Raw genomic sequence first — 13,890 nt, forward strand, 5'->3', positions numbered from 1 at the left:
TATCATTTCATAACATTGGGGAGAGGGTATGAAAAGGACAGTATTGCTTGCAATATCTCTAGCGCTGCTAGCTATTCCGCTAGCTTTCTCTGCATCGACTGGCAGCACGAATTACGATACAAGTATAGTGGTTGGCGGAGGAGGGACAGATGATGCGGCTTCTGATAATTATAAGACCTCTATTGTGTCAGGCCAGATTATAACCGGGTCTCCAAGTTCAACGAATTACAGATCCAATACAGGGTTCTCTTACACCACTGAAGTCACTGCCCAGGCTGCTGCCGCAGCTGAAGCCCCAAGCGGAGACGCAGGAGGCGGAGCAGGGCCTGAAAGGCGGAGCTTTGAGGTCATTCCCTCTTCTTTCAGGATAGAGCTGCTTCCGGGCCAAACAAAGGTGCAAGAGATGTCTATACGGAATACCGGCTCACAGCCCCTGGAGTTTAGCATTAAAAACGATGACCTGCAGGATCTGGTGTTATTGAATATTTACGAATTTAGTCTTGCAAACTACAATGATGAGCAGATGATAAAGGTTGCATTTACAGGGTCTAAAGAAGGGCTGTTTGAAGGGGATATTACAGTGGTGGCGGGCTCATTGGCTAAGACAGTTCCTCTTGCTATAAATGTCAGCAAGAAGCCATTGTTTGATATCAAGACAGATGTGCTTACAAAAGAGGTAGGGAAGGGCGAGCCTGTAAAAGCGAGTATAGCCATGCTCAACTTCGGAGAGCTGCCTGTTGACGTGTACTTGAATTATTCCATAAAGGATGAAGGGGGGGAGATTATAGAAGGAAAATATGAGATGATAGCAGTTCCATTAAACCGCATCGTGGAGAGGGAATTGCCTGCACCTGATATGGAAGGGGGGTACTTCTTCCATGCTGAGATTTATTATGGGGATGAACGCGCAGAGAGTGAGGATTCATTCAGAGTTGTCTTCAAGGAAAAGGTTGAAGAAAAACCAGCTGAGAGATATTCTCCTCTGGAAGCGGATAGGACACTCTTGTTTATAGGGTTGCTTGGGGGGGCACTGATTGTGATCGTCTTGTTGATTGTGATTATTATGTTATTGGTGCTCATACTGATGAGAAAAGGAAGGGGTGAGAGAAGAAAACGTGCTAGGATGCCTCCTGCTCCGAAACCGAAGAAAGCCTGAACCCGGGCAAACCATCCAGCCGGTGGCATTGAAAAGTCATGCAGCGCCCTCTTGTGAGCCATTATAACGGAGCGGCGGCACAGCGACAAGGGAGTTGCCCCCTTCGGGGAATGTCGCTATTCTGACCGAATAGCTCATGGCGAACTGCTCCGCAGGAGCGACCAAAAATGCGAAGCATTTTTGAGTACTGGCGCTGCCGAGCGAAGCGAGCAACTTTTCAATGCCACCATCCAGCCGCAACTCTTTTAAACGCAAAACCTTTTTCGTTGTAAACTGCGGGAGTAGCAAAGCCTGGTCAAATGCGCAGGACTTAAGATACGAGACAAGGAAAGTAGGAGATAAGGCATCCTGTCGGTTAGTCCGTTCGCAGGTTCGAATCCTGCCTCCCGCATTACCTGTTAAGTAGATTTTTTAGTTCTTAGGCTTTTTGCAAAGGCTCGCTTGCGTTCGGGGTAGCGTCGGTTCGCACGCGATACTATTTGCTCCATTGACATCTCCCGGATGGAGAACAACCCCTCGGTCAATGCGCCTTCCTGTTTTTAAGGTGCTCACAATAGTGACGCTACCCTTCCCTTTGCAAAAAGCCTTGAGGAAGTTAACGGCTTTGCTCAACATTACCGCTAGATTTATAAATCTGGTTTCTCAAGAGAGGGGAATGGATGATCACAAAGTATTTCTTGTTTTTCTGATAGGAACGCTGCTAGCGTATGCTGTGCTTTTTACTGCAGAGATTACTGGCTTTCTTGTGAAGGAGGAGCAGCTTTCGCTGGATATCAAGGAGACTGGCAGCATCAGGAGGCATGCTCCAGGAGATACTGTGACCTTGGAGATAAGGTTGCGGTCCAGCCAGCAGAGCTATCCTGCTGATGTGATCATCTTCTATTCAATCCAAGACAAGGACTTCCATGACCTCAGCTACCGAGAGGACACCTTTGCTGTCACAGGGATGGAATCATCATTTACGAGGCAGATCAGGATTCCAGATGTTAAGGATGGACAATACTATACCTTTGCTGAAGCTCGGCTTGCGGCTGATGAGAGCACTCGCTCACAGGATCGGGTTGTTGTTTATATTTCAGGAGGACAGCCAACAAGAATTATTTATTTAGGCATCCCCCTTGGCCTGCTCTTCATGCTGAGCGTTGCTGCTCTGAAATATCGCCGCTGAAGCGTTCTGTGTTGGTTGTATGAAGCTTGAGAGTATCCACGATTGTTGAGATGTCGTTGGCAGAACGGCTGATGAGGGTGTTGTGAATCTTCCATGGGAACTGTTCTGTAACAGATAAGCAGCCTGCATAGTCGATGTGGCTTTGGATGAATTCACCTTTTTTCAGAAACGGCAGCCCATCCTGCTCTGCGAGATGGACTTCTGGAAGGCTGCCTGTTTCCTTATAGATGAAGCCAAGCAGAGCCTGAGCAGCAAGATCAACAAGCGGCATGTGGCTTGCTATCATAAGGATGCGACGAGCAGGAATTGGGTTTCCAGCATATTCCAAAAGAGCCTCGTTGACGTTTTCAAGGATTGCAAGAGCCATTGCAGCTCCGCATAAGCCTTCCATCCGGGATGGAATGCCATCAATCTTCGAAGGAAAATAATGGGTTGTGGCCCAGGAGAGTATATAGCCGCTTATGTTGCCTTCCTGGAGGCGGGGGTAATATTGGTGATACTGATCAGTGCCAAGCAGCTTCTTTGCCTCAAGGATGGCATCAAGGCCTGTCCTATGATCCTCTTTATATGAGATAGCATCAAGATGTATCTCCGCGCCACCAAAAAAGTATTCAATGGTCTCTTTTGTTCGCGGATAGCCTGAGTGGATTGCCAGTATAGAGTCATACGGTGGATGCAAGAGATTATTCCCTTGCTCCAGAAGAGTTTGCTGGCCGCGGGTGTTCACATGGGCAGCCCTGCTTACTTCGAGGGTTTCTCCTTGGAAACGCTGCCTTTCCCCGCTGCGAAATATGAAGATATCCAGCGAAGACAATGAGGACATGCCTGAAGTGAATATGTTGGGTTTTATAAAACATTCCCATAAAACAGGCTCAGTAGAAAGTCGATATTGCCGCCATTTTTGCGAGGCTCGACCAGGAAAGAAATTCGGAAGCGGAGGGAGTTGCCCCCTTCGGGGAGGTGCCGCTCCTAAATGAAACTTGCAAGAGCCGAGCTGGCGGCAATCGCGGAGCGAGACTTTCTACAGAGCCCCATAAAACACCCGGGTTTTTAAAAGGGCTATGCTTCTTTATGGCACATGAAGGATCCTATCCAGCACATTGTGGAAGATACGCTTCAGAAGGGCAAGCAAGCCCTGATATTTTTGTCAACGAAGCCAAGCGCAGAGAAGACTGCAGAGGATATCAGCAGGAGCCTTGGGAGCGAGAGCAAGGAGCTTGCTGAGCTTTCAGAGGAGATCCTGCACGATTTGGGAAAACCGACTGAGCAATGCAGGAGGCTGGCATATTGTGTGAAGCGAGGCATTGCATACCACCATGCAGGGCTTACCCATGGCCAGAGGGAAAGGGTCGAGGATGGATTCAGGAACGGTTTGATTAAGGTTATTTGCTCGACCCCGACTTTGGCGTACGGCATAGACATTCCGGCATTCCGCTCAATCATCAAGGGTGTGCAGAGATATGGGGGAAAATACGGCATGCAGTGGATACCTGTCCTGGATTATATGCAGATGGCAGGAAGGGCAGGAAGGCCGAAGTATGACAAGGTTGGAGAGGCGCTGCTGATTGCAGGAACACAGGCCGAGGCTGAGAAGCTATTTGAGAGGTATCTCCAGGGCCAGGCAGAGCCGCTCTACTCGAAATTGGCAGTTGAGCCTGTGCTCAGGACATACCTCCTTTCCCTGATTTCAGCAGGATTTGCCGGAGACAAGCAAGGCATTCTTAGCTTTTTTGGGAAGACGTTCTGGGCGCATCAATACAGGGATATGGCCAGCCTCCAGAAGAAGATTGAGAAGATGCTCGGGCTGCTGGAGCGATGGGGGTTTATTGAGGCTGAGAGCGCAGAGTTTATGCCTGCATCGTCGCTTAAGAAGGCAGAGAATAGACGGTATGAGGCAACTGCTCTTGGAAAAAGGGTTGCTGAGCTGTACCTTGATCCGCAAACAGCTCACCACTTCCTCGAGTGCATGGGGGGAAAGGAAGCGACAGAGTTTGGGTTGGCGCAGGCAATTTCGTGGACACTTGAATTGCGGCCATTACTGAGGCACAGGCAGAAGGAATTTGATCTGCTGCAGGAGAAGCTTGGCGGGGTTCAGCTGCTTGTTTCAGAGCCAAACCTCTTTGATCCTGAGTATGATGAGTTCATTGATTCTGTGAAGACTGCAATGTTCTTCATGGACTGGATGGAAGAGAAGGATGATGACTATCTGCTTAATGAGCATCGTATCAGGCCTGGAGAGACGCGCGTAAAGCTTGCAACTGCAGACTGGCTTCTGTACGCATTTGAGGAATTTGCAAAGATTTTGAAGAAACGGGAGTTTCAGAAGAAGGCTGCTGAGGTGAGGATACGGCTCAAGTATGGAGTGAAATCAGAGCTTCTCCCTTTGCTCAGGCTTGAGGGGATTGGAAGGGTAAGGGCAAGAAAGCTGTTCAATTTCGGGATTAAAGATATTGGAGATGTGAAAAACGCAGGCCTTACCACCTTATCCCAGCTTCTTGGAAAAGAGACAGCACTTCGTGTCAAAAAGCAGGTTGGGCAGGAGATTGAGGCTGTTCCTGATGGGAAGAGGAAGGGCCAGGTCAGCCTTGGGAAGTTTTGACTGCGAACTCCCATCTTAGAAATTCTAACAGGATGATGGAGATTAAGAGAACTCCAATGACTGCAAATCCGTTTACATAATCGATAAAAAATATGCAAAAAACAAGGATGAAGAGGATTGCTGCGTATGCTCTGTAAGCTTTTTTGAAGAGTTCTGTTCCTCTTTTGATCAGGGTTTTCAGGTTTTTGAAGATTCCAAGGCTGAATGCCTGTGTGCAGGAGATCAATAAAAAGTAAAAGAAGAACATGGATAGTAAGGTGAAGACGATATTAAGAGCTGTTGGGCCTTTTCCTAAGATTGCTGCATTGGTGAAGGATAACTGCACGTATAATGCTCCGAAGAGGAGGAAGAGGATGGACCAGAATATGTTTAGAGCAAAGAATCTTCTCAGATAGGTTATGAGGGTTAGCTTCTTCTTTATCTTTTTAAGGGCTATCTTCCAGGCAATGCCCTGCAATGCTGAGTATGAGAGATATATTCCGAACACCATGAAGAAGAAATACCTTACAACATTATTGTAGGCCTGCTGAAAGAGCTCTTGATTGGCCTGCACTGCCTGGAGCTGCTCTAATGTTGGCTGGGCTGTTCCTACAAACTCTGTCAAGGTAACGAGCTCATCAATCATCTTTGGGTAGAACATGCCGATACTGAAAGCCGCTGCAATGATGAAGAAGATGTCCAAGAGGAGGCAGATAAGGAAAAGATGCTTCGATGACTTGATGATACGGAAGGACTGCATGGTTACGTTGTTGCTGGAGCTGTGATCTGTATGCTCCTTGGTGTAGTAGTATCTCTTATATTTCCATCGCCGTCAGTGATTTTTAATTTTGTTTCATACGTGCTGCCATCAATAAGTCCGTCTGTGGTGATTGGTGCTTCATAGTCCACACTGTTGAGATAGGGCGCCCAGGTCTGCCTTAGGTTTCTCACATTATTTCCAAGGATGAATTCAACTTTGTAGATTCCTGGATCATCATCGCGAATATTATTTGCTTTGAAGGTGAAGGTCTGGCCAAGAGGAATATTTACTGGGCCCTCATTTTGCTCCTCTCCATTGTATTCTATTGAATAAGTTATTCCTGTGTCTAAAGGTGGATCACGGTTGCATACAGTGCCTCTTCTGCAGTAAGGAGCTCCACTATTGCAGCAGTATTCGTTGTTTCCGCCGCCGCATCTTAAGCTGCCGCATCCGCACTCTGCTGTAAGCAAACTTCCTATAGCGCAGCCAAGCAAAGTCGCACCTTGAACCACCTGATAAGAAGCATCGAGCGGTCGATTATTAACTGCAATAGGAAACTCACGGGCCTGCTCTGCTCCGTTCCACCTGATGATTGAGGGGTCAAAGGTATGGCCAGGCTCCTCGCTTGCATAATGAAGGGAAATGCGGAGGGTGAGGGTTTTGTGGCTGCCTTCTGGCTGCGGTCGTCTTGGTTGGAGGGAAATTGTGAGGGGGATAGTATTTGCAGTATCAGTGAACGAGCCACGCAAGGTTATAGTTTGTGCTTGCCCATTCTCTGTAAATGTGCATTGGACTCCAGCAGCAAGGTCTTCAGTTGTTGCAGTTCTTGTTGTTTGAGTATTAAAACACGAATTCTCTGAATTTAATGTGTATTGACCGTCATTCTTTGTAATAGTAATTCTAAATCCAATAAACTGAGCCAGTGGGTTGCTGAATTCTACTGTTATTGGCTCATTTGCTGCTTGGATGCCTCTTTGCTGAATTGCCGTTGCTTGAGCCGAGGTTTCAAATGGATTCAAGTCTCGGTTTTGCAGGTTTGTAGGTGTGCTGACTATTTTGAACCCAGGGAACGGTCCTCCAGGAATGCCGCTTGCAAACGGAATTGTGCCGTCTGCTGTGAGCGGTATGATATTTTCTAGAATTTGCTCCTGACGGTTTTCCCTATTACCATAAAGGGTGTATTTCATGTACATGGTCTGCTGTGGGGTTTCTGAAGGCGAGTTCTTGACAATTGCGCCGTCAAGCTCGATTGTCTCTCCTAAAAAGAATCCAGGCTGGCCCTCGTCTTTCAGCCTTACGTTCTGGTCGAAATAGGCAACTCCGTATCTGCCGAAGTCAAATGCGCAGTGGTATTCCCATCCTTCAAAGCCGCAGTCTGCAGGCGGAGGGCCTCCGATGTTGGGAAGGTTGACCACAGCACATTCCTCATCCCTGACCTCCTGGTCCGAGTTTCCACCGCGGGGGTAAGAGATGAGGATCCTCGCCTTATCATAGCGGTAGGGCCTTTCTTCTTCCCTGAACTCTTCAACATTGATTGTCTCGCCCTGCCGCAGCCTTCCCGGGCCTGCCCTGACTTGGATTACCTGCTCTCCATCCCTAAAATGCAGGCAGTCGCAGTCGTTTCCGTTCGGATCAATATCTGAGTCACAGGTGTTTTCTCCTGAGCAGACAAGCTGGACCTTGTAGGTTGTTTCTGGCGCTCCTGCAACGATAAAGACTCCAAGATGGTAGAGGAATGATGCCCTGCCTTGCTGCGATGGGTCTTTTGTCAGGAATCTCCTTGTTCCTGTGATGTAGCAGGTTGTGGCAATCGGAACCTGGACTTCCTGCTCTAATAATCCTTCAATGTTGTAATCCCAGTCTCCTGTAAATGCAAATCGGCAGGTTGCATGGACAAGCTTTCTCTCAAGGAAAAGGGAGCGATAGATTCCGGTTGATCCATACCTTGAGCGTATCTTGTTTTGCGTCTGCGCTCCTGAATTTGAGATATAGCTCAGGAAGCCTGAGAACCCGCCGCGAACCTCTGACCTGGAGCCTCCAAATCCACGGCCTGCTTTCTCAATGATGCACTTTATTGCAAAGTAAATCAGATCGCAGATATAAATGGAGAGAACCTGCTTGCAGATTCCTGCAGATCCATCACCTGTAACTAAGATTGTGTTGAAGCAGTTCTTGACCATGAGCAAAATCTGCTTGTAGTGGTTGAGGTACTCGCTGATTGCTGTCAGGCAAATGCTCTGGAATGCAGAGATTAAGTCTGAGGTCGGATCAATGACATAGTCCTTTGCCTCAGCGCAGACCTGCTCATAGACTCCGAGAGGCACCTTTCTCTGGAAAATTTGTGGCTGTTCCTCATATGGAATGAATTCCTCGGCATCTTCTCCAGCACCCCGTGGTCTTGTTGCGCAGAATGCACCTCCGCTGATATGTGTTCCCAAACTTTCCCTGACCCGCAATACTGGGCTTGCCTCTTTCTTCTTCACATAGTTTGCAATCGTATTTCCAATATCGCAGCGCTCAAGCTGGCTGTTTTCGTTGTCGCATCTAAATTCAGCATTATACTCTCCTTCCCAGGCTGCTTGGATAGAGCCGTCGCCTGACTGTGGATCAGCATCAATCACCCAGTAACTTGTATCCCTTTGGCCGACTGCGCTTGTTGCAATGACCAGCCTTTCATTGGTTTGGCCTGTGCAGACTCCTCGAATGAGCCTTGGAAATACCTGCAAGCCGCCGCATTTTGCATCCTCTTTTCCTGCAGGGGTCAAGCAGTAGCTCTCCTTGAACTCATTGAGACCAACAGCAACAGAATCATACTCTTTGATGTATTCGTATTCGCAGTATTGCTGATTGATGTTTGAGCCGACGTTATTTGGACCGCTGCCGGGGCGAGCCTCGATAAGGAAATTGTCAGGGTTCCAGTACTCCTGCCACTTTTCATCGCCTCTTTTGGAATCCCAGTCCACGTCAGTCACAGGTTGCTGGGAGCAATGAGAGGGAACTTCATTCGTGTTCTTTTTTGCATCTCTGACGTACTTCTGGACAGTCGGAGCAGCAGGGCACATGATCCTATCACAGATCCACTGCGTCTTTTCCCAGAATTTTGCTGTCTCTCCTCTTGCACGGAGGCAGTTTGCGCACGGATCATTGGGATCGTCTGGATGAGGGGTGCATGAAGGGATCCCTGCTGAAAGTGAGACGCCAACGCAGCTTGACCACTCTGTCGCTTTCTTGACCCACCATGCTGCCCATGAGCCTAAGCAGCCGATAAAGACCCATTTCTTGGCTGTATTCACTGGCCTGAGGACTGTGTCAATTATATCTATCGCAGACTCAAGGACATTCACTGAGCCTTCTAGGAATGCTTTCGGAATCGCATCCGCAGGCAGCCTTCTGTCTATGGTAATCTCGACATCCCAGCATTGGCGCTGGAGGCCAGTGAGGTATTCTTGAGTGTTTCTGCCAGGAGTTCCTGAAAACCCTGAACTGCCTGCAACAGGATTAACAGGAGCATATGTGTCCCTGTAGGTATAAGGAATTTCAAGCATGAGCGGGATTTTCAAGCAGCCTGTTCCTGGAATCGTGCATTCATTCAGGCGGTGGTCTGAGATCTCGTTTTCAAGGCTGAGTGTTGTTTCATCTCCCTGCCTTCTGGGCTGCCTGATGTCAAGGAGGAAATAGGCTGCGCTTGTCCGTGTAGGGCTGTCAAGCGATGGAGGCCTGGAAAGCCTTACCCATTCTTCATCATAATTATCTGCGTCCTCCTGGGAGAGAGGCCTGTCGATAAGCCTTGGAGTCTGCAGGACTGCGTCCTGATCCTCGCCTGGACCTGCCCACTCAAACTCAGCGCTGAAGCCAACCTGGCTAAGCCCCTCTAAAACAAGCCTTGGGATAATCACATCAGGAGTGATGCTGGAAGTCGTGATGATCCAGTCCCCTCCTGAGCCGCAGAGGCTATAGCGGATTTGCCCCCTGATCTGCTGGCTTTCCAACCCAACATCATCTACTGCTACAAGAGTTACTGCGTTTCTGAATTCTGATTGGGTAAGAATTCCCAGCCTGGAAGAATCCTGGGCTGTTCGTTCAGTATGGGCGATGTCTGGGTCTCTCCTGAGGGTTACTGGCAGAGCGAAATTTCCACTCTCATCAGTCTCGACTGAAAATACGTCTTCTGTGTTGATGAAGTCTGAGAGTGTCTGCTCTGGCTCTGTGAACAAGGGAGAAGGTAAGTCTGGCTGATTGACAAATGCCAGTACTGTTGCCTTCTTGCTGACTTTTCCTATTATCGTGATTTCCTGCGAGTAGCTTGGATCCAGTCTCTCCATGTTGCTTGTCTCTATTACTGGAGGATCCTGGTCTAATGCAGTCAGATTTTGGATTGTTACTGAGTTATTTGCCCTGTCTGTAATGATGATAGTGACTCGATTGACGCCACGATTGAGCGTTAATGTCTGCTCAAAATCTCCAGTTGCTGTTATGGCAATAGGCTCTGGCCTGTTTTCGCAGGCAAGAGGTATTTCCTGCTCAGTTGTTTCTCTTGCCTCGCCGCTCAGCGTTACTGCTTCTAAAGGATCAGAGCGAGGACCCTCATTGCATTGCAAGACTGCTGCAACCTGGTAGGTGTACGTTGTTCCTGCATTCAGGCTTGCCTCGATGAATTGCGGCGTTGTTGTTACGGCAATCCTGACGTTATTCCTGTAAACTACATAGGTGTAGCCTTCAACAGGAGCCCACGTGAGCTTTAGGGAGTTTGCTGCAACATCCTCGAGCTGCAGGTTCTCGGGCTTCGGGATGGTTACTGCTGCTCCTGATTCGAGAAGGAAGGTTATTGTTGATTCCTCATTGACTGTTCCAGTGAGCACAAGGCTTTCTTCTGCAGTGAGCCTTGGGATTGAAGAGAGCGTGTACTCGGGGTTTTGGGTGTCTACATTCACCCTGAATTCTCTTGAACTTTGCTGGCCTGACGGATCAGTTGCTGTCAGGGTGATGAGGTTTTCCCCTTCTTCCAAAGTACGCAGCATGTATTCAAAGGAACCATCTGCTGTTGATTGAGGAGTTATTGAAGCAACAAGATGCCTGTCCTCGCCAGCCAGGATGTCTACTGTGCTGCCTGGCGTCGTTGTTCCATGGATGAGGAGCTCTCTCCTGTTGTAGTTCTCCGGAAGAGTAACTTCAAGGGAAGCCGGAGACTGAAGGAGGGGGGTTGAGCCTTCCTTTACCTCGATTGCCTGCAGCGCAACAGCTGACTCAACAGGCAGCATAATGACTAAGAATATCATCAGGAATGCCAGGGACTGCAATGCTGTTTTCATGGAATTTTTTTATTGTTTAGGGTTATATTGATTCTCATTCATTGCGATTTTGATTGATTTTAATTTCTGCATCCAGTTAATTTTTTAATTGGTTTTTTCATTGATTTTGTTTTCATTGAATTTTTCATTTTTAAATTTTCAATTGATTTCATTGGAATTTTGTTGACTGGTTCATCTTAGTTCAGGAGGTATCTCTGTTTTATAACTTTCATCGTCCTGAAGGAAATTCAGGATTTCCCATTCCTGCGTATCATTAATCGGGGTTGGAAGATATTCGATGACATTGAAGACAAGCTCGTCTGCGCTTGCGATGTCGCTCCATTGAACATTCCACGTAAAATTTTGATAACCGCCTAATACCCGATCGTGCGCATTCTCATCAATCAGGACAATATCAACGCGGTAGCTTCCGTCTTCCTGGATCAGGTCAATGGAGCTGAACTCGGGATTCAGCTCTGCCTCTGGAGCAAGAGGATCTTGAGCCACAGGGAATTCCCTGAACAGGAGATGCTGGGGGTTTTCAATGCTCTGGATGCTGATGATGGCTTTCTCATTTGGAGCAAGGTCCTCCTCAGGCCTTATCCTGCTGGCTGCAAGGGGATCCACTGAATTGTATTCGTGCTTTACGACACTGAAAGGCAGCCTTTTGAGCTTCTTGAGATTAAGCATAAGAAGAGGTGATGGATTTGCGTCTGTTGTAACAATCTGCTGCTTTGCCTGGAGGTATCCTTCCTTGTCAGCGATCATGATTCCGTTGCCGCAGTTTCTTGGAAGCTTTGTGACAAGGCGATTTATCCCAAACCTGTCTTGATCTGTCTGCCCAAGGGAACAGTCGTAAATGCCGCAACTATAGGTGATAGCAGCTCCCCTTAGATCGTCATTATATCCTGCGTCGTCAATGCCTCTGGCCCGGATATCAAATTCTGGAAGGCCGGGATCATCCATGTCTGTGCATGTCCCGATAAAGCTGCCAGGGGTGTCAAAGAAGCTCCTTCCAAGAAACTCCCTGCCAGGCTGGTTGTGGTCAACAAGGACAGGGAAAGCAAAGCTGAAGATGAATCCTTCTCCATTGAAGGCTGAGTCATCACGGATTGATGCTTTTATGGGATATTGCACATCATATGTAAAATGGTAGGGATTAAGGCAGAGGAACCTTAAGAAGCTCTGGCCTCGCTCAACCTGGGATTCAAGGTAGCGGCCATTCCTTGGACGTCCTGTGATGTCCATTCCCCATTCTGGATCGTATTGGAACCCTACAGTAAGGTCTCTATACCTTTCTGCATCCATATCAAAGCCAAGGAGGTAATGGAAATAATCATAGGCATCTTCAGGAAGGCCTTCAGAAGGAAGGCCAATGATGCCGCCATCGTCATTCCAGGCCAAATCGCGATATTGCTCATAGAACTCCTCGGGCTGTTCAAAGGGAGGATAGTCTGTGTCTTTGATCCTAATCCGGACAAGCTCTTGCCTGAGCGCATCCTGGAGGCCTTCTTTTATTTCAAAGAGATCCCACCTGCGCCTGCCGCAGTGGAAATCAATCCCTGTAAAGGGGATTTCAGGATTGAGCGCCATGAGGTCAATGGTAATATTCTCAAAATACTGGTTGTCGTTCTCTTCATTCATGATTTTTTTTGCAAGATCAAAGATTTTTCCGAGCTTGACAGGAACCTTTGCTTCAAAGGAAGGAAGGACTGTCTTCCTGTCAGAGAGCTGCTGCTCTGCTTCGACTACATAGTTGAGCTGAACTGTAACCTCATCATCTCCTATGGTTGTTGTTGCTGTTGGGGGGCTTTCTGTTGTGATTGTGAACTGCTGGGTGAAGGGAGAGAAGTCGTCAAGGCAGCCAATGATGTTCTGCTCTACATACTGAGAGATCTCCCTGGCCATGGATCCTCTTGTTTCCGGAGAGTGATCAAATCCAGTATAATACCAGAAGGGAATTCTGGAGGGATTCCTGTGCTGGGGGACTGTTCGTATGCTCGGATAAGGGAACAGGGTGCTCTGGAGGTCGAGCTGCATATCAGCAGGAAGGTTGATGTAGCCCCCTCTAGTGCCAAGAATCGTAATGGCGTCCTTTGCAATGTTGGAAAGGCAGGAGTCTGTGTAGATCTTGATTGGAATAGCCTCTGGCTGCAGGATCTCCTTCTGGCCAAGCTGGGCTTGCATGAGCGAGAAGACTAGAAAGAAGGCAAGAAGGATGAGCAGCCCTATGATTATGTAGACTGTGACCTGGCCTCTCTTCATGACAGTTTCCACTATCTCCCCTTAAGCCTCCCCAAAGTGTGTTTAAATACCTTTCTCTGATTCCGCAATTCTTTTAAAGCTCCCTGGCTTTCCAGTTACTATGTTTGGGTGGGCACGAAAGATTGCAGGAGGGTATCGTTTTCTTCATGATGTTATTCAAGATACATACACGCGCATCAGAAATCTGGATGTTGTTGAGGAGCTTCAGGATTCTTTAGGACAAGAGAAGAAAAGACTTGCTGATACTGAAAGGGGGCTGAGGGGGTATAGTGAAGAGCTCAAAGCGGAGCTGCAAGAGGCTACAGAGCGATGCGAGAACCAACGTGCTGTGATTCGGGCGCTTGAAAAGAAGAGTCCTCACGAGAGGTACAGCACTACAGAAGCCATTGAGGTCATTAGGGATTTGAGGAACCTGTTGCGCATTGCGGAGGAGGAAGCGGGGCAGGATCACCAAAGGTATGAGGGCTTGCGGCTGGCTCTTGAAAATAACATGCAGCGGATTGAGCTGCTGACACAGGAAAATTTGGGTTTGAAAGGAAGAGCCCAGGATTTGGAGAGCAAGATTAATGAAGTTACTGAGCAGCATCAGAAGGAGCTTGGGCTGCTTGAGAAGCAGTTTAAGCAGCAGCATGAGGGGTGGGAGGAGGAGCTCAGCGCTCTACATAGGGATGTTGA

At 48.1% G+C, this 13,890-nt stretch carries 8 protein-coding genes and 1 tRNA gene; 5 read left to right on the forward strand and 4 right to left on the reverse strand.

What is annotated here, in order from left to right:
* Nucleotides 1–28: 28 nt before the first annotated feature.
* The 3 genes from VJB08_01510 (at nt 29) to VJB08_01520 (ending at nt 2,324) form a co-directional block, all read left to right on the forward strand.
* Nucleotides 29–1,156, forward strand: a complete 1,128-nt coding sequence (locus VJB08_01510) for a hypothetical protein (protein HLD42644.1) — start codon at nt 29–31, stop codon at nt 1,154–1,156.
* 275 nt (nt 1,157–1,431) lie between these two features.
* A tRNA-Leu gene (locus VJB08_01515) sits at nt 1,432–1,547 on the forward strand.
* A gap of 264 nt (nt 1,548–1,811) precedes the next feature.
* The gene (locus VJB08_01520) at nt 1,812–2,324 is read left to right on the forward strand and encodes a hypothetical protein (protein HLD42645.1); all 513 of its coding nucleotides are present in this window, start codon (nt 1,812–1,814) and stop codon (nt 2,322–2,324) included.
* Here the strand turns inward: VJB08_01520 and VJB08_01525 are convergent.
* Nucleotides 2,287–3,147: a hypothetical protein gene (locus VJB08_01525; GenBank protein HLD42646.1), complete on the reverse strand. Its 861-nt coding sequence runs from the start codon at nt 3,145–3,147 to the stop codon at nt 2,287–2,289. The genes VJB08_01520 and VJB08_01525 overlap by 38 nt on opposite strands.
* 255 nt (nt 3,148–3,402) lie before the next feature.
* Here VJB08_01525 and VJB08_01530 point away from each other — a divergent pair, with 255 nt between their 5' ends.
* Nucleotides 3,403–4,923: a helicase-related protein gene (locus tag VJB08_01530; protein HLD42647.1), complete on the forward strand. Its 1,521-nt coding sequence runs from the start codon at nt 3,403–3,405 to the stop codon at nt 4,921–4,923.
* On the opposite strand, the gene VJB08_01535 is transcribed toward VJB08_01530, so the two are convergent.
* The 3 genes from VJB08_01535 to VJB08_01545 form a co-directional block, all read right to left on the reverse strand.
* A complete protein-coding gene (locus VJB08_01535; protein HLD42648.1) occupies nt 4,904–5,662 on the reverse strand; it encodes a hypothetical protein in 759 nt (252 codons plus the stop codon). The two genes, VJB08_01530 and VJB08_01535, sit on opposite strands and share 20 nt — an antisense overlap.
* A 2-nt stretch (nt 5,663–5,664) precedes the next feature.
* Nucleotides 5,665–10,971 carry a fibronectin type III domain-containing protein gene (locus VJB08_01540; GenBank protein HLD42649.1) on the reverse strand — a complete coding sequence of 1,769 codons (5,307 nt, stop codon included), beginning with the start codon at nt 10,969–10,971 and terminating at the stop codon, nt 5,665–5,667.
* A 171-nt stretch (nt 10,972–11,142) separates the two neighbouring features.
* Complete coding sequence (locus VJB08_01545) at nt 11,143–13,227, reverse strand: hypothetical protein (protein HLD42650.1); 2,085 nt, start codon at nt 13,225–13,227, stop codon at nt 11,143–11,145.
* Nucleotides 13,228–13,315: 88 nt separating this feature from the next.
* Here VJB08_01545 and VJB08_01550 point away from each other — a divergent pair.
* On the forward strand, nt 13,316–13,890 hold a 575-nt coding region (locus VJB08_01550), incomplete at its 3' end, for a hypothetical protein (protein HLD42651.1).

The organism is Candidatus Nanoarchaeia archaeon (assembly GCA_035290625.1).
In the GTDB taxonomy this organism is placed as follows: Archaea; Nanobdellota; Nanobdellia; order Woesearchaeales; family DATDTY01; genus DATDTY01.